The organism is Hymenobacter guriensis (genome assembly GCF_015773195.1).
In the GTDB taxonomy this organism is placed as follows: Bacteria; Bacteroidota; Bacteroidia; order Cytophagales; family Hymenobacteraceae; genus Hymenobacter; species Hymenobacter guriensis.
On the sequence record NZ_JADWYK010000008.1, the window covers coordinates 37,477 to 53,534 of the forward strand.

A 16,058-nucleotide genomic window follows, 5' to 3' on the forward strand; every position below is an offset into this window, starting at 1 on the left:
AGAAAATCTGCTTTCCCGCATTCGCGGGAGGGCTCTGAGGAAGGAAACGGGCCTTCCCGCGAATGCGGGAAGGTTGTTAGGAAATCAACGGGCGGCAGTACGGGCGGGGCGGTTATCTTGCGGGGCTTTCCTTTGGTTTACTCCTATGCGTATTTTCTGCTGGGCGCTGGTGCCCCTGCTGCTACTCACCTCAGCCTGCGCCACTACGCGCCCCACGCCGGCCCGACAGGATATTCTGCAGGTGCTTACCTCTCAAACCGCTGCCTGGAACCGGGGTGATGTAGCCGGGTTTATGCAGGGCTACTGGGCTTCCGACTCGCTGGTGTTCATCGGCCAGAAAGGCCTTACCTACGGCTGGCAGCCTACCCTCGACAACTACCGCCGCAGCTACCCCAATGCCGAGGCCATGGGCCAGCTCACGTTTTCCAACCTGCGGGTGGAGCCACTCAGTGCCACGGCCGCGCACGTAGTAGGGCGCTGGCACCTGGCCCGCCCCGCCGTGGGCGACGTAGGCGGACATTTCCTATTGGTGTTTCGCAAGGTTAACGGCCGCTGGGTGATTGTGGCGGACCACTCGAGCTAGCTGTTGGCGGCAGCGCGTGGGTACCGCCCTGGTCGCGGGCGGTGGTGGGGTCATCGGACGTAGCCTGGTCTTTGGCTTTTTCCTGCTCTACGGCTGGCACGGCTGCCGTGAACACAAGGCCCCGCTCGGCGGCGTGCTTGGCGGCCTGCACGGTGTCCTTCACCAGCAGCATTTCCACCTTGTCCCCGCGCAGTTCTTCGGAAACTTTTTCCACCATAGCTGAGCGGGCGGGCAGGTTCACGTCGCGGATGTAAATGGCCAGGATTCGGCCGGGGTGGCGGCGTACCACCTCGCGGTAGATGTTGGCGTCTTCCTGCCCGCTGTCCCCGATGAGCACGAACGGCAGCGTGGGGTAGGTGAGCAGCACGTTGTCGATTTCCTTGAGCTTGTGGCCGTGGTGGGCCGAGGCCTCGCCCGAGGATTTGCTTTTGAGGGCCATGTCGCGCAGCAGAATGGGGCCGGCCGGTATGTCGTTCAGGTGCAGGAAGTCCTCCAGCAAGTCAAACAGATTCCAGGGCGAGCTGCTCACGTAGAAGAAGGGGTTGTTGCGCTTGCCGTTGCGGCCCAGCTGCAGCTGCCGGTAGAACTCGGCTACCCCCTCGAAGGGCAGGCGGGAGCGGGCATTGCGCAGCAGCACAATGCGCGCCATGCGCAAGATGTCCGTAGCCGAGGTCTGAATAACGGTATCGTCCAGGTCGCTGATGATGCCGTATTCCGCATCAGCAGGCGGGATGAGCACGCGGGCCGTAGCCAGGAGCGGGGCCGGCGGAGCGGGCACGCGCTGGGGCGGGGCTACCAGGCGCACATCCACCGGGTACCACATAAAGTCTTCGGGTGTCTGCAGCTTCTGCGGGGCCAGGTTCAGAGTGAAGTAGCCTTCCTCGTCGGTGGTGATAGGGTGCTGGCTACCGTCGCCGGGCTCGATGCTAAGCCGGGCACCCGGAATTTCGGTGCTTTCGAAGCGACGATACATGTTCAGCATGTTGCGCAGTACTGAGTCCTCGTCGGCTGGCTCGCCAATGCCCCGGTCGGTGAGCAGGCGGCCCTTCACGTAAAGCCGCTCAGGCGTGCCGTAGCTGCGGTAGGGCACCAGCTGCAGCGGGTGCAGCAGCCCCAGGCGCAGGCGGGCGCGCAAAGCCAGATCATCCAGGTTTTCGCCCCAGTCGCTGAGTCGTTGTGAGAAAGAAGCCATAAGCGGAAATGCGGAGAAAGGAATGGTAGGAGTACGGGCTACTGCGGCTCCAATGTTACGACCGGCCCCGAAAACACAGCGGCCCGGACGGCAAGGGAATTGCCAACCGGGCCGCAACTAGCAGGATAGAGCCTGCTTATAAAATGCGCTTCAGTTCCTCGAAGCTGGTGTTGCTGACGGTGCGACCCGCGCATTTCAGCTCCGCCGCTTTGGCCTCAATAGCCTCAACGCGGCTGCCGGGGTCGGGGTGGGTACTCAGGAACTCGGGGTCGGTTCCGCCCTCGGCCTGCGCCTGGGCTTTGATGAAGAAGCCAGCGGCGCCGTCGCAGGAATACTGCGTGGGGTTGAGGTACACCACCGAAAAATCGTCGGCCTCTTTCTCGTAGTCGCGGCTGAACTTGAGCTGGCCCAGGTTGGCGGCCACCACGGCCAGCTGGTTGGGGTTTTCGCCCAGCACCAAACTCAGCAGCACCGAAATGCCATACTGCTGCTGTAGGGCTTTGGAGGTGTGGCGGCGGTCGGCGTGGGCAATTTCGTGGCCCAGCACGCCGGCCAGCTGGCTTTCATCGTCGAGGAACTTGATGAGGCCGGTAAACACATAGATGTGGCCGCCCGGCGTGGCAAACGCGTTCTGGATCTGGTCGTCCTTGATGATTTTGACGTCCCAGGGAAACTCGTTGCGGTAGGTGAGCTGGCCCGAGTTTAGGACTTTGTTTACTACCCCGTCGAGCAGCTGATAGGCGCGGGTGTTTTTGCTGTCGGTGCGCTCCAGCAGCTGGCCTTTTTGGCGGTAGAGGGAGTCGGTTTCGTGGGCTACTTTCTCACCCAGGGCTTTGTCATCGTCCACGGAAAACAGCAGCCGGTCGCCGTTTTCGTCTTTGGCGCAGGAAGAGGCTCCGAGCGTAACGACCAGGGCCAGCAGGAGGGAGGGTTTGAACAACAGGCGGAGCATGGGCAGAAGCGGATAAGTGAACAACGGAGCCGGCAAGAGAAAAAGTGTGCCAGAAAGCTCCGCAGGCCGATACGACTGCTATGCGGCCGGTGTTGCCCGCTCCCGCGGATTTGTGATAGAGGGCAGGAAATCAACGGCAAAAAAATCATTCGACACCAGCCCGGCGAAGGGTGGGCGCCCGGCGGGAAGCCGAAAGGCCTCGAGCTGCTACTTTCCGCTGGTTTCTGCGTACAGCAGGGCCGTGCTTTCACTGCCGAAGGCCGCGTACTGTTCCTCCCGCTTATGGCTACTGCTGCCCCGGCCACCCCCCGGCCCAAAGTCAAGAAAAAACACCTGGTGCCCCAGGAAGAAGCCCACGAGCTGTATAAGGACCCCGCCCGCCAGGCCGAGCTGGCCGGCCTGCGCTACTACTCCGATACCCGCCCCGGCCTCACGCGCCAGCCCGGCCCCGACGGCACCTTCCACTACCTCGATGCCAAAGGTCAGCCCGTGACGGACGAAAAGACCCTGGCCCGCATCAGCTCCTTCGTGATTCCGCCAGCCTGGACGGATGTGTGGATTGCGCCCACCGCCACCGCCCACCTGCAGGTAACGGGCCGCGACGCCAAGGGCCGCAAGCAGTACCTCTACCACGCGGCCTGGGGCGAGGTGCGCAGCCTCACCAAGTTCAGCCGGCTGCGGGCCTTCGGCGAAAAGCTAGCCGATCTGCGCCAGCAGCTGCAGCAGGATCTGAAGCGCCCCCAGCTGGACAAGCAGAAGGTAGTAGCCCTGGTGCTCACGCTCATGGACCAGTCCTTTATCCGCGTCGGCAACAAAGAGTACGCTAAGAAGAACAAGAGCTACGGCCTCACCACCCTGCGCGACAAGCACGTGCAGGTAGCCGGGGCCGATGTGCGCCTGAGCTTTGTGGGCAAGAAAGGGGTGGCCCACGACGTGACCCTGCACGACCGGAAGCTGGCCCGCCTGGTGCAGAAGTGCAAGGAAATTCCCGGCCAGCACCTGTTTCAGTACTACGACGCCGAAGGCCACCGGCAGGAGCTCGAATCGGGCGACGTGAACGACTACCTGCACCGCGTGACAGGCATTAGCCTTTCGGCCAAGGACTTTCGCACCTGGGGTGGCACCGTGAAAATGGTGGAGTGCCTGGAAAGCATTCTGAATGACAACCCGGAGCTGCCCAAGGAAAAAGTGCTGAAGCTGGCCGTGAAGGACGTAGCCAAAGGCCTGGGCAACACGCCTACGGTATGCAGCAAATACTACATCCACCCGCAGGTAGCCCAGCTCTTCGAGTCCGATAAACTCATCGACTACCTGCGTCGCCACGACGCCGACCCCGCCGAAAACGACCAGCTCACCCCCACCGAACACATGGTACTGGATATGCTGGCGGAGGTAAAATAGTGGAATTGCGATTTAGTGAGATGGTGATTTAGCGAATTGTCATTGCGAGCGTAGCGAAGCAATCCGCCCTGTACAACGCCAGACCCGTTCTTCCACCAGAAAGCCCTTTCCCGCACACGGCCGGAAAGGGCTTTTCAGTTATTCAAGCTTATCATGCTGCCTAGCACAGATGGCTTCGCTACGCTCGCAATAACACGTCTGCCAACTCACTGAATCACTAACTCACCATCTCACCGTTACCGCCCCGAGCCGTCCCGGTCGAAGGCATGGGTGGCCACGCCTTTGCTCGTGCGGTTCTTGGTTTCGCCGGTGCTGGTGAGGGTGTTGTTGCGGCGCGTGTCGAAAAAACGGGTTTTGCGACGCAGGCCGGCCACCCGGGAGCTATCCTGCACGGTATCCTCGCCGGGGCCGCCATAGATGTCCACGAAAGGCGAGGAGCGCACGTGGCCACTTACTTCGAACCGGTCTTTGCCTTCCAGGCCGTGCAGCACGATGGTGTGGGTTTCGCGCGGGTGAAACGTGCGCTGGTAGAGGGGCTGGGCTGTTTTCTTGCCGCCCAACGGGTACACCGATACCACCGTGGTGCTGTCGGTGCGGCGCTCCACCACAAACCGCTCGTCCTCGTCGGTGCCGGCTACCACCACGCGGTGAGCCTTGAGGCGGTAAAACTCGGCAGCGGCCTGGGGCAGGGCGGCCCGGCGGGCGCGCAGTCCGGCCGCCAGGCGGGCACCTTCGAGCCGGTAGATGGCGGGCGGCAGGCGGCGCACGGCTGAGTCGATAACGGCATCGGTGAGGCGGCGCTGCAACTCGGCGGCCGTGGCTAGGTAGCGCCGGCGCGGCTGCTCGCTCAGGGCGCGCTCATCGATGTAGTGGGCGTTGCGGGTGTAGCCCTCTACACTTTCGAATTTCGGCCCGAACGTGCGGAACTTGGCTACGGCTTTGCTCACCAGCCAGGACATCAGGCCGTCATCAAACCGGAAAAACACCTGGTCGCGGTCCTGGGGCACGGGCCGCCAGAGGGTACGGCCATCCGGCTGCTTGAAGGCAGCCCAGCTCCACTGCCCTTCGTGCCGGTCCCAGTCGCCCAGCCACAGATCCAGCAGGCGGGCGCGCAGAAATGCCGCTTCATCCAAGGCAACTTTCGGCGAGGCGTAGCGCTCCGCCAGCACGTCGTCGGACTCTTCCAGGTCGAGGGCGCCGGCCAGGGGGCCGTAGATGTTTTCCTTGCCTTCCCACTTTTCTTCCAGCATCACCACTTTGCCGCGCAGCCGCTCCGAGGTCGGGCCCAGTCCGTTTTCGGTGGCCGACACGTAATACAGGCGCGGATTGGTGTGGTACACGCCGGCAGCCTGGGCCAGTGGGGGCACTACCAAGGAGCCGTACGGCATGCCGGCCGAGGTAGCGTCGCGCACAATGCTGAGAATGACCGTGGGGCGCAGAAATTTGGGCAACGCTTTGGTAGGGTCTTTATCCACGCTGCGCAGGGCGTAGGCGCGGCCGTCGGCCCCAAGCACTGTCATACTAGTCGTTTGAAAGCCGCCGCCTACTTTGCCGGGCTTCAGGCCGCCGGGTACGGCCGTAGCCAGGTTTAGCACGGGTAGCGTGACGGGCTCGACCCAGGCGTGGCGGTAGTGCTGGCCCAGCAGAAACCGCCCGATGGGCCCACGCTGGTAGTGCCGTCCGGCCGTTACCACGGCGCTGTCGGGCGCCGCAGTGCGGCCGCTGATCTGGGCATCGGGCTGAAAAAAATGAGAGCTGGCACAGCCGGTGGCCGTCAGCAAAAGTGGAAAAAAACAGGGGAGAGGTAGACGCATGCACAAAGCCAGCGTTTCGGCCGGTGCGTCCTTCAACGCAGTCGAGCTCAAAAAGTAAACGCCCGCCGCAACAACCGGTACCGCCCGGATTGCGCTATAAGGGGCCACAGCTATTGTGCAGCTTCTTTCGCGGGCCCGCTTTTCGTTTTCTCCCTGTGCATTTTTCTTTCCTTTTGCGGCTTCGGCCTTCCGTAATGCTGCTAATAGGCGCTCTGTCGTGTTCCTGCACCGAGCCGACAACGGCCTACCCACCCCGCCCGGTTATTCCGCCCGACTCGGTGGTAACGATAGCCGCCGGCCCGCAGTACATGCGCGGGGCCATGCATCGGTTTTTCTGGGGCAAGCACTACCGCACCGTCTGGCACCAGCCCGTGCGTGTGCCGGTGGTGAGCCTGCGTAAGCTCGTGCCCGGTGGCCTGAGGCCTACCGAGGCCGGCGGCAGCTTCCAAACCAAAAACCTGCGGCTAGTTGATACAAACGGCCGGGAGTTTGTGCTGCGAAGCGTAGATAAGGACCCTACTAAAGCCTTGCCTGAAAACCTCCGGGAAGGCTTCGTAGGCCGTCTGATGCAGGACCAGACCAGCGTCATTCAGCCCTACGGTGCCTACATTGTGCCCCCGCTGGCCCAGGCGGCCGGCGTGTATCATACCAATCCGCGCCTGGTGTATATCGGCGACGACCCGGCCCTGGGCAAGTTTCAAAAAGACTACGCCAACGCCCTGTACCTGCTGGAAGAGCGGCCCGAGGGCGACCAAAGCACGGTAGCGAGCTTCGGCCGCTCGGCCAAAGTAGAAAGCTCCCGCAAGGTCTTTACCAACCTGGTGCTCAAGGCTGATTTCCGGGTAAATGCTCCGCAGTACCTGCGGGCACGGCTGTTTGATATGTTTCTGGGCGACTGGAGCCGGCGCGAAGACCAGTGGCGCTGGGCTTCCTTTGTTACACCCGCCGGTGGGGTGCGCTACGAGGCTATTCCGCGCGACCGGGACCACGCCTTTTTCAAGTTCGACGACGGGCTGCTTACCCACATCATTGGCTGGGTGAAAAGCAACTACCAGAGTTTCCACGAGGAAATCCGGCTGGCCGACGTGGAAGGCCTCAACCGTGCCGCCCGCCCCATGGACAAGTCGTTGCTGGTCTACCTTTCCCGGGCTCAGGTACAGCAGGTAGCCGATTCGCTGAAAAAACGCTTATCGGATCAGGTGATTGACGAAGCCCTGGCCGCCTGGCCCCCCGAAATCCGGGAGCTGTCGGAGGCGGAGTTCCGGCGCAAGCTGCGCAGCCGCCGCAACCAGCTACCCGCCGTGGCCGACAAGTTCTACGAGCTGCTGGCCCGCGACGTGGAGGTGCCCGGCACCGACCAGGCCGAGCGGTTTGTGCTGGAAAGTGCCGGCCCCGCGCAGGTGCGCCTGAGCGTGTACCGGCGCGGCACCGTCTTGGCCGACAGCCTCATCGGGCAGCGCACGTTTCTCACGACCGAAACCAGGACTCTCAAGCTCTTCGGCCTGGGCGGCAACGACCAGTTCGACCTGCTCGACCTACCCGAAACCAACCTCACTATCAGCATCTACGATGGCGCCGGGCAGGATGGTGTACGGGTAGTAGGTAAGCTGCCCGCCCGGCCCGGTGTCACGGTCTACAACAGCGGCGACGGCAACGTTATCAACCTGCCCAAAAGTATCAAAGTGGAAGCCTACCAGCCTAAAGCCGAAGAGTTTGATGCCGCCGGCTGGCTCCTGCGCCACCGGTTGTATTGAAATGGTGAGGCGTGAAGAGGTAACACGTGACAGGTAACAAGTAACATGCTGTCATTGCGAGTGTAGCGAAGCAATCCGTCCTTTTCAAAATCAGACACATTTTTTTACCAGAAAGCCTTGACGTATGCTTACGCCAGGGGCTTTTTACATTTCAAGGGTTGGTGCGTTGCTCAGGACGGATTGCTTCGCTACACTCGCAATGACAGCATGTTACTTGTTACCTGTCACGTGTTACCTGTCACCTTCACTTAAAAATCTTCACTTTGTCTTTGTGCTTGGTGCGCAGGTACTGGCGGATGATCTGCTGCACGTCCTTGTTGTCGTTGTAGCGCTTGATGGCGTCCTTGAAATCGACGAAGCGACGGGCGGAAAATGACTCATCCACGTAGCCGAAACCCAGGTAGCGGCCGTTTTCTACCACCACCAGCGTCTTCTCATCTTCGCGCCGGCCCTGCCCCAGTACCACAAACGAGCCGTGCTCGTAGGTGAAGCTCTCCACGGCTTCCTCCACGCGCTTGTTGTACTCCTCGGCGGGTTCCAGGCCCAGGCAAGCGCCTTTACAACGGTGCACCTGGTAGTCGAAGCAGGAGCCCGGGGTTTTGTACAGGTCGCAGAGCTTCTGGCAAAGGTTGAACTTCGAGACTTTGTGGAACAGGAAGGCCTTGGCTTTGTACTGGTTGGCCAGCGCAATCAGCGGGTGCGACTGGGCATGGTCGTCGGCCTTGCCGTAGTAAAGGTGCTTGTAGCCCTGGTCATCGGTGCGCAGGAAAATACCCGCCGGAAACACCGAGCGGCGCTGGGCGCGATTGTAGAGCGGTTTCAGCCGCTTGATTTCGTGCGACTCATAGAGCAGCGCCACCAGCTCCGAGCCCGTCAGTTCCCAGGTAATGTCGGAAATCGAGTTCTTGAACTCAATGCTCTTGCGCGACTTGTAATCGACGGCGAAATGCTGCTGAATGCGCTTGTAGATGTTGATGCTCTTGCCCACGTAGATAACCTCGCCGGCCTCGTTGTGGAAGTAGTATACACCCGCTTCCTGGGGCAGGCTGGCTACTTTCTCGGGCGTGATGTTGGGCGGCAGCAGCGCCGTGCGGATGGCCTCACGCACGGCCTCTACTTTGCGGGCGGAAGGCTGCTTGGATGGTTTCTTCCCGCCCGGCGCCAGTGCATCCACGGCCGCCAGGGTATCGGCTGGGCTTACGGTGGGGTTGCGCAGGGCCTCATCCTGCTGGCTGATTTTCAGGAGCCGGTCGAACAGAATGGCGGTGGCGCCCGCGTCGCCGGCAGCGCGGTGGCGGCCGTTCAGCGGAATCCCAATGTTCTGGCAGAGCTTGCCCAAGCTGTAGCTGGGCTGCCCCGGCATCAGGGAGCGGCTCAGGCGCACGGTACATAGGGTTTTGCGCGAGTAGTTGTAGCCCAGGTCGGCAAATTCCTTTTTCAGGAAAGAATAGTCGAAGCGCACGTTGTGGGCCACAAACACGCAGCCTTCCGTCATTTCCACCACTTTGCGCGCTACCTCGTGAAACTTGGGTGCGTCGCGCACCATATCGTCGGTGATGCCCGTGAGCTGGGTGATGAAGAAGGGAATGGGCCGGCCGGGGTTCAGCAGGGTGTCGTACTGGTCCACCACCTTTTCGCCATCGTGAATGAAGATGGCAATTTCGGTGATGCGGTCCTGGGCAGGCTGCCCCCCAGTGGTTTCAAGGTCGATAATGGCGTACAAATGCGGCGGATTCTGAAGCGGAAACTTGCTAACGTGCTTGGTAACAAAGATAGCCACTGAGAAGGTTGCAAACGCCCCGCCAGCTCGCTTCAGGCCCCAAATAAAAAGCGCCCACCAGCAGGAGCTGGCAGGCGCTTTTTCTAAAGCAGGCGAAGCAGTTAGCTTACGCGGCCTTTCTGCTGGGTAACCCAGTTCTTGGCCGACAGAATGTCGCCGTGCTGCTGCTGAATCACGTTACGCGTTTCTACGGGCAGCTCGCTGGAGCGCAAAGCAGTTTCATACGCCTGCAGCGCCACGGCGTCGCCGGTTTCGCACTCGCCCAGGATGGCCGAGTCGTCCTGGCCCGTAATGGCCGATTTGATGTTGATCCAGCCGCGGTGCAGGGCCGCAGCAGCGTCGGTGAGGGCGCCTTCAACGGTGCTTTCCTGGCTGGGAGACTCCACGCCAATGCGGCGGGCGGCCTGCTCCAGATCGGCGGCAAACTGGGCACGCTGCTGGCTGAACTTGCTTAGCTCGGCGCGCAGATCAGGGCTGGTTACGCCTTCAGCGGCCTGCTGGTAGCCTTTGGTGGCGGTTCTATTGATTTCGACGAGGTCGTTGAAGGCGCGGGCGGTATTATCGGTGATGGCAGCCATCGGAAGAGTATGTTAAGGTGGTTGAAAAGGATTTCAGGCGAATCAAAGCCAAGATGTATAGCCGATTCTGTCCGTGTATACTATGCATGTATGGTCGGGGTTACGAGCCCTGGCCCGTGATGCGCCCCCAGAGCCGCTTGAAAAAGCCTGGCTCCCCGCCCGCCACACTTTGTATATTGTCTTCGCCCTCGGCCGTGTCGCCCAGCAGAAAGCCCCAGGGCTCGGTGGCTTTGCTGGCGTCCAGTACCACCTTAATCACCGCAATCAGCGGGATGCTCAGAATCATGCCCGGAGTGCCCCACAGCTCGGCGCCCAGCACCAGCGCCACAATGGCCGCCATGGGGTTGATGCTCACCTGCGAGCCGGTAATCATGGGCGTAATGAAGTTGCCTTCCAGAAACTGCACGAAGGCAAACACCCCGATAACGCCCGCCGCGTGCAGGGGGGAGCCGGTTTCCACCAGGGTAATAATGGCCGGAATGCTGGCTCCCAGCATAATGCCGATGTAGGGAATGACGGCCAGCACCGAGGCAAAAATGGCAAAGAAGATGGCAAACTTCACGTGCAGGGCCAGCAGCCCGATGGCGTTGAGCACGGCCACAATCACAATGACCTTGAACAAACCCGAAATGTAAGCCTGCACCACCGTCTGGATGTTGTCGAGCGTGTTGAGGGCGGCCGTGCGCTTGTCGGGGCTCACGAAGCGGAACAGGAACTGGCGCAGATGGTCGCGGTAGTACAGAAAGCAGAAGATGTAGATAGGCACCTGCAGCAGGTTGCCCACTACGGCCGAGGTCATATTCAGCGTGGTGTTGAGGTAGTTGCCGCTTTCCTTCTTGAGGGATTTTATGGTGGACGCCTTTAGCTCCTCCTCCGAAATAGGGTCGATGCCGAAGCGGTTGGCCGCCCAGGCCTGAATGTCGTGGAAGAAACCCAGCAGCTTGTCCTGCAGCTTCGGCAGCTCATTCTTGAACTGACCCAGCTGGGAGCCAAACCCGAAAATAATTCCCGCAAACACCACCACTATCACCAGCAGGCACAGAATAATGGCCAGCACCCGGGGCACGCCTCTCAGCTCCAGCCAGCGGCTGAGCGGCAGCAGCAGCAAGGCAAAAAGCGCCGAGAACAGCAGCGGCAGCAGCACGTCGTCGAGAACTTTGAGCGAGTACACCAGCAGTACGCCCGACAGCAGCAGGAACGCAAACTGGATGACGGGCGTCTGGCGCACCTCCGCGTTGGGCTTGTGGCCCGAGGGGGGCAAATGATGTTGGGTAGAGGGAGGAAACATTTGGCTAATACAATTAGGAAACAGGGGAGAGAGAAAGAGCTGTTGGTGAAGCGGCAAGAGAAAAATGTGAAACTATTTTTCGCGTTTTGCCGGTTAGGAGAGGAGTTTTTGCTAATTTTACTAGCGCAAGCCCGACGCGGAAAAGGCCAATTTTCTGCGTTATTTTACCTCGCATACGTTTACCGGATTCCTCATGGCTGAACCTCAAGTACAACCCGCCCAACACGCCTACACCGAAGACAGCATCCGCTCCCTCGACTGGCGCGAGCATATCCGGCTGCGCCCCGGCATGTACATCGGCAAGCTCGGCGACGGCTCCAGCTACGACGACGGCATCTACGTGCTGGTAAAGGAGGTTATCGACAACTCCATTGATGAGCACGTGATGGGCCACGGCCGCACCATCGACATCAAAATCTCCGACCAGCGCGTGCAGGTGCGCGACTACGGCCGCGGTATTCCGCTGGGCAAGGTGGTGGAGGTCGTCAGCAAAATCAATACGGGCGGCAAGTACGACAGCAAGGTCTTTCAGAAATCTGTGGGTTTGAACGGCGTGGGCACCAAGGCGGTTAATGCCCTCAGCAATTATTTTCTGGTGCAGAGCGTGCGCGACGGGCAAATGAAGGCCGCCGAGTTTGAGCAGGGCGTGCTCAAAACCGACGCCAAGCCCCAGCCGACTTCCCAGCGCAACGGTACGCTGATGGTATTTCAGCCCGACGACACCATCTTCAAAAACTACCGCTTCATTCCGGAGTACCTCGAAAATCAGGTCTGGAACTACGTGTACCTGAACGCGGGCCTCACCATCAACTTCAACGGGCAGAAGTACTTTTCTGAGAACGGCCTAAAGGATCTGCTGGCCCGCAAAGCCGACCCCGAGAGCCTGCGCTACGACATCATCCACCTCAAGGCCCCGGATATTGAGCTGGCCCTCACCCACGGCAATGAGTACGGCGAGGAGTACTACTCCTTCGTGAACGGGCAGTATACCACCCAGGGCGGTACCCACCTGGCTGCCTTCCGCGAGGCTGTGGTGAAAACCGTGCGCGAGTTCTACAAAAAAGAGTACGATGCGGCCGACATCCGCGGCTCTATCATTGCCGCCATTTCGGTGCGGGTGCAGGAGCCGGTGTTTGAGTCGCAAACCAAAACCAAGCTCGGCTCCATCAACATGGGGGAGGATGGCCCCACCGTGCGCGGCTTCATTCTGGATTTCCTTAAGGAGCACCTCGATAACTATCTGCACAAGAACCCCGCCGTAGCCGAGGCCCTCAAAAAGCGCATCGAGCAGAGCGAGCGGGAGCGGAAGGACATGGCCGGGGTGAAAAAGCTGGCCAACCAGCGCGCCAAGAAAGCCAACCTGCACAACCGCAAGCTCCGGGATTGTCGCTTCCACCTGGGCGAAACCAAAGAGCCCGAAAAGGCCCTGCTCACCACCCTGTTCATCACCGAGGGCGACTCAGCCTCCGGCTCCATCACCAAGAGCCGCAATGTGGAGACGGAAGCCGTATTCAGTTTGCGCGGCAAGCCGCTCAACTGCTTTGGGCTCAAGAAGAAGATTGTGTACGAAAACGAGGAGCTGAACCTGCTGCAGCACGCCCTCAACATCGAGGAAGGCATTGAGCACCTGCGCTACAACCGCGTGGTTATTGCCACCGATGCTGACGTTGACGGCATGCACATTCGCCTGCTGCTGCTCACTTTCTTCCTGCAGTTCTTCCCCGATTTGGTGCGCAACGGCCACGTGTTCATCCTGGAAACCCCGCTGTTCCGCGTCCGCAACAAGAAAACCACCATCTACTGCTACAACGAGCAGGAAAAGCAGAATGCCATGCGCCAGTTGGGCCGCAACCCCGAGGTTACCCGCTTCAAGGGCCTGGGCGAAATCAGCCCCGACGAGTTCGGCAAGTTCATCGGCGACAACATCAAGCTGGAGCCCGTGATTCTGCAGTCAGACCGCTCCATTCAGCAGGTGCTCACGTACTACATGGGCAAGAACACGCCGGCCCGCCAGGAATTCATCATCGACAACCTGCGCCAGGAAAAAGACCTCATCACCTCCGACGTGCTGCCCGTAAGCGAAGTTGCCGAAGAAGATATGGCCTTTGCGTAACCATACTACCGAGCCTGTTTAATCAAAATGCCCCACTTGGCTCCGGCCCGGTGGGGCATTTTGATTAAACAGGCAACAGGCGCCTAAACACCCGGAAAGCCCGGAACGGGAGGCGCCGCCGCCGGGCGCACTTAGCAAATGCGTTGTATTTTCGCAGGATGAAGCATATAGTGTATCTAAGTCGGGCTGTACATGCGTTGACCGACCACGACCTGCAGCACCTGCTCGACCAGAGCCGCCACGATAATGAGCAGCAGGGTATTACCGGGGTGTTATTTTATAGTCACGGCAACATTGCCCAGTTGTTTGAGGGAGAAGATGAAATTGCCGATGCCTTGTTTGCGCGCATTGCCCAGGACGGCCGGCACTCCCACGTGCGCAAGCTCGTAGACAAACCCATTGCGGCGCGCAGCTTTTCCAACTGGTCCATGGCCTTCCATCCGCTGGTGACGGAGGGCTTCGAGGCCTTGCAGGGGTTTCTGCTTCCGCATCATATGCCGCCCGCCCCGGACTCACTGCCCATTGCCGATGCCCTGGTAGTTGAGCTGGTACGGCTGGCCGTCTTTGGTCCCGACCCCTCGCAGCCTTACCACCACGCGCTGCCCCTGGCTCCCTGACAGGCGGCAGCCGTTTTAACGGCCTTTGCCGGATCCGCCCCGCTTTATTTCTTATGAGTCTGCACCAGCCCGGGCGCCGTCGCGGGCATTTACGACCCGTCCGTGAAACCTTCTTCTCCTTTTGAGCAGATGCTGCGCCAGCTGCCGGCCGGCGTGGCCACCCTGGAGGGCCCCGACCTGCGCTATGGCTTCATCAACGACCGGATGCGCGAGTTGGTGGGCGAAGGGCAGCCCGGCCAGCGGGTAACTGATTTTCCGGGAAACCTACCCTCGGTTTTCCTGGAGATGCTGCCGCGCATCTACACCGACGGCAGTGAGCATACGGCCAAGGCCTGTGCCTGCGGCCCCCACCACTGCTACGACCTCTCCGTGCAGCCTTACCACGACGAGCAAGGGCAAATAGCTGGCTTGCTTTTGCTGGCGGTAGATGTGAGCGAGCAGGAAGCAGCCCGGCAGCGGGCCCACGAGCTGGCCCTCACCACGCGCCACCTCGATGCCCGCCTGCGGGTGCTCACCGAAACCGCCCCGCTCATGACCTACACCGTGGACGCGGCCGGCGCCGTTACCTACGTGAGTCCGCAGTGGTACCGCTTTACCGGCCAGCCGCCCACGGCCGACCTGACCGCCATCTGGCCTCTGCTGGTGCACCCCGACGACCGGCTGCGGGTGCTCTACGAATCCGCCGCGGGGCGGCGCACGGGCACGGGCTGGAACTTCGAGTATCGTTTGCGCCGCTACGATGGCGTGTACCGCTGGATGCTGAGCCGTGCCCTGCCCGAGGTGCATCCGCCCGAAGCGCCTTTTTTCTGGCACGGGGCGCTAACGGAGGTACACCTGGAGCGGGAGCTGAGCGAGGCCCGCCGCCGGGGAGAAGCCGAGCTGCGGTTCCTGGCCGACAGCATTCCCGAGCTGGTGTGGACCGCCTCCGCCGAAGGCTTGGTGGACTACTACAACCAGTTCACCATGGAGTATACCGGCCTGACCAAGGAAGAACTGGGGCCCACGGGCTGGGTGGGCCTGCTGTACCTGCAGGAGCAGGCGGCTGCCGCCCGCCGCTGGGTGCAGAGCGTAGCCAGTGGGGAGCCGTTTGAGGGCGAGTACCGGCTGCGGCGCCACGATGGGGTGTACCGCTGGCACACCATCCGGGCCCGGCAGCTAAGCGACGAAAGCGGCCCACGCTGGTTTGGCACCTGCTCCGATGTGGAGGAGCAGTACCGGCTGCGGCAGGTGCTGCAAACGCAGTACGATGAGCTTTCCCGGGCTCACCACAACCTGGATACGTTCGTGTACGCGGCCTCACACGACCTGCGGCAGCCCACCAACAACCTGCGCGGCCTGTTCGAGGAGCTGCGCCGCTCCGCTTCCTTTGCCGACCCCGAGCAGGCCGTGATGCTGGGCATGGTGGATACCGCCCTGGCGGAGCTGGATAGCACCCTCATCGACCTGGCTACCACCGTGCGCACGCAGCGGCAGCAGCAGGAGCCCGTAGAGGTGCTGGATATGAGCCTGGTGCTGGAAGAAATCCTGCTGGGCTTGCGCCCCGAGATTATGCAGCGCGGGGCGCGCATCGACGTGCAGGTAGGCGAGGCCCCGGGCCTGCGCTACAGCCGGGCCAACCTGCGCTCCGTGGTGCACAACCTGGTGAGCAATGCCCTGAAATTCAGCCACCCCAACCGCCCCCCGCTCATCGTCCTGCGCAGCTACCTCACCCCGGACGGGCAGCCCGTGCTGGAAGTGCGCGACAACGGCCTGGGCATGCACATCGACGATCCGGCCCACCCGATATTCCAGCTCTTTGCCCGCCAGCACACCCACGTAGATGGCACGGGCGTGGGCTTGTACCTGGTGCAGCGCATCGTGAGCAGCCAGGGCGGGCACCTGGCAGTCACCAGCGTTATCGGGGAGGGAACCACCTTCACCATCCACTGGCACACCCCCAGCAGTAGCAGCTAACGTCCCGCGGAGCCTCACGTGGCCCAACGCCCC

The 16,058-nt window shown here is 61.3% G+C and carries 12 protein-coding genes; 6 read left to right on the forward strand and 6 right to left on the reverse strand.

Going from position 1 to position 16,058, the window contains the following annotated elements; translation table 11 throughout:
• The first annotated feature begins 145 nt into the window (after nt 1-145).
• Nucleotides 146-583, forward strand: a complete 438-nt coding sequence (locus I5L79_RS13935; RefSeq protein WP_196955674.1) for a YybH family protein — start codon at nt 146-148, stop codon at nt 581-583.
• On the opposite strand, the gene I5L79_RS13940 is transcribed toward I5L79_RS13935, so the two are convergent.
• Nucleotides 543-1,775: an App1 family protein gene (locus I5L79_RS13940; protein ID WP_196955675.1), complete on the reverse strand. Its 1,233-nt coding sequence runs from the start codon at nt 1,773-1,775 to the stop codon at nt 543-545. The two genes, I5L79_RS13935 and I5L79_RS13940, sit on opposite strands and share 41 nt — an antisense overlap.
• Nucleotides 1,776-1,911: 136 nt before the next feature.
• Nucleotides 1,912-2,727 carry a M48 family metalloprotease gene (locus I5L79_RS13945; RefSeq protein WP_196955676.1) on the reverse strand — a complete coding sequence of 272 codons (816 nt, stop codon included), beginning with the start codon at nt 2,725-2,727 and terminating at the stop codon, nt 1,912-1,914.
• Between the two features lie 282 nt (nt 2,728-3,009).
• Here I5L79_RS13945 and I5L79_RS13950 point away from each other — a divergent pair, with 282 nt between their 5' ends.
• Entirely contained in the window at nt 3,010-4,128 is a 1,119-nt protein-coding gene (locus tag I5L79_RS13950) for a DNA topoisomerase IB (protein WP_196955677.1), read from the forward strand.
• Between the two features lie 236 nt (nt 4,129-4,364).
• Here I5L79_RS13950 and I5L79_RS13955 read toward each other — a convergent pair whose 3' ends face one another.
• Nucleotides 4,365-5,909 carry a hypothetical protein gene (locus tag I5L79_RS13955; RefSeq protein WP_196955678.1) on the reverse strand — a complete coding sequence of 515 codons (1,545 nt, stop codon included), beginning with the start codon at nt 5,907-5,909 and terminating at the stop codon, nt 4,365-4,367.
• Between the two features lie 227 nt (nt 5,910-6,136).
• Here I5L79_RS13955 and I5L79_RS13960 point away from each other — a divergent pair, with 227 nt between their 5' ends.
• Nucleotides 6,137-7,696 (forward strand): hypothetical protein, encoded by a 1,560-nt coding sequence (locus I5L79_RS13960; protein ID WP_196955679.1) that lies wholly within the window; start codon nt 6,137-6,139, stop codon nt 7,694-7,696.
• Nucleotides 7,697-7,940: 244 nt separating this feature from the next.
• Here I5L79_RS13960 and I5L79_RS13965 read toward each other — a convergent pair whose 3' ends face one another.
• The 3 genes from I5L79_RS13965 to I5L79_RS13975 form a co-directional block, all read right to left on the reverse strand.
• Nucleotides 7,941-9,476, reverse strand: a complete 1,536-nt coding sequence (locus I5L79_RS13965) for an exonuclease domain-containing protein (RefSeq protein ID WP_317191383.1) — start codon at nt 9,474-9,476, stop codon at nt 7,941-7,943.
• A gap of 101 nt (nt 9,477-9,577) precedes the next feature.
• On the reverse strand, nt 9,578-10,054 hold the full coding sequence (locus I5L79_RS13970; RefSeq protein ID WP_196955680.1) for a ferritin-like domain-containing protein: 477 nt from the start codon (nt 10,052-10,054) through the stop codon (nt 9,578-9,580).
• Between the two features lie 100 nt (nt 10,055-10,154).
• On the reverse strand, nt 10,155-11,342 hold the full coding sequence (locus I5L79_RS13975) for an AI-2E family transporter (protein ID WP_196955681.1): 1,188 nt from the start codon (nt 11,340-11,342) through the stop codon (nt 10,155-10,157).
• Nucleotides 11,343-11,535: 193 nt separating this feature from the next.
• Here I5L79_RS13975 and I5L79_RS13980 point away from each other — a divergent pair, with 193 nt between their 5' ends.
• From I5L79_RS13980 to I5L79_RS13990, 3 genes are all read left to right on the forward strand, one after another.
• A complete protein-coding gene (locus tag I5L79_RS13980; protein WP_196955682.1) occupies nt 11,536-13,455 on the forward strand; it encodes a DNA topoisomerase IV subunit B in 1,920 nt (639 codons plus the stop codon).
• Nucleotides 13,456-13,613: 158 nt separating this feature from the next.
• The gene (locus tag I5L79_RS13985) at nt 13,614-14,072 is read left to right on the forward strand and encodes a BLUF domain-containing protein (protein WP_196955683.1); all 459 of its coding nucleotides are present in this window, start codon (nt 13,614-13,616) and stop codon (nt 14,070-14,072) included.
• Between the two features lie 102 nt (nt 14,073-14,174).
• Nucleotides 14,175-16,025 carry a PAS domain-containing sensor histidine kinase gene (locus I5L79_RS13990; RefSeq protein ID WP_196955684.1) on the forward strand — a complete coding sequence of 617 codons (1,851 nt, stop codon included), beginning with the start codon at nt 14,175-14,177 and terminating at the stop codon, nt 16,023-16,025.
• The last annotated feature ends 33 nt before the right edge of the window (nt 16,026-16,058 follow it).

Bases quoted from the DNA above. Each gene is read 5' to 3' on its own strand.
- I5L79_RS13935 (WP_196955674.1), top strand. From the start codon at position 146: ATGCGTATTTTCTGCTGGGCGCTGGTGCCCCTGCTGCTACTCACCTCA.
- I5L79_RS13940 (WP_196955675.1), bottom strand. From the start codon at position 1,775: ATGGCTTCTTTCTCACAACGACTCAGCGACTGGGGCGAAAACCTGGAT.
- I5L79_RS13945 (WP_196955676.1), bottom strand. From the start codon at position 2,727: ATGCTCCGCCTGTTGTTCAAACCCTCCCTCCTGCTGGCCCTGGTCGTT.
- I5L79_RS13950 (WP_196955677.1), top strand. From the start codon at position 3,010: ATGGCTACTGCTGCCCCGGCCACCCCCCGGCCCAAAGTCAAGAAAAAA.
- I5L79_RS13960 (WP_196955679.1), top strand. From the start codon at position 6,137: ATGCTGCTAATAGGCGCTCTGTCGTGTTCCTGCACCGAGCCGACAACG.
- I5L79_RS13970 (WP_196955680.1), bottom strand. From the start codon at position 10,054: ATGGCTGCCATCACCGATAATACCGCCCGCGCCTTCAACGACCTCGTC.
- I5L79_RS13975 (WP_196955681.1), bottom strand. From the start codon at position 11,342: ATGTTTCCTCCCTCTACCCAACATCATTTGCCCCCCTCGGGCCACAAG.
- I5L79_RS13980 (WP_196955682.1), top strand. From the start codon at position 11,536: ATGGCTGAACCTCAAGTACAACCCGCCCAACACGCCTACACCGAAGAC.
- I5L79_RS13985 (WP_196955683.1), top strand. From the start codon at position 13,614: ATGAAGCATATAGTGTATCTAAGTCGGGCTGTACATGCGTTGACCGAC.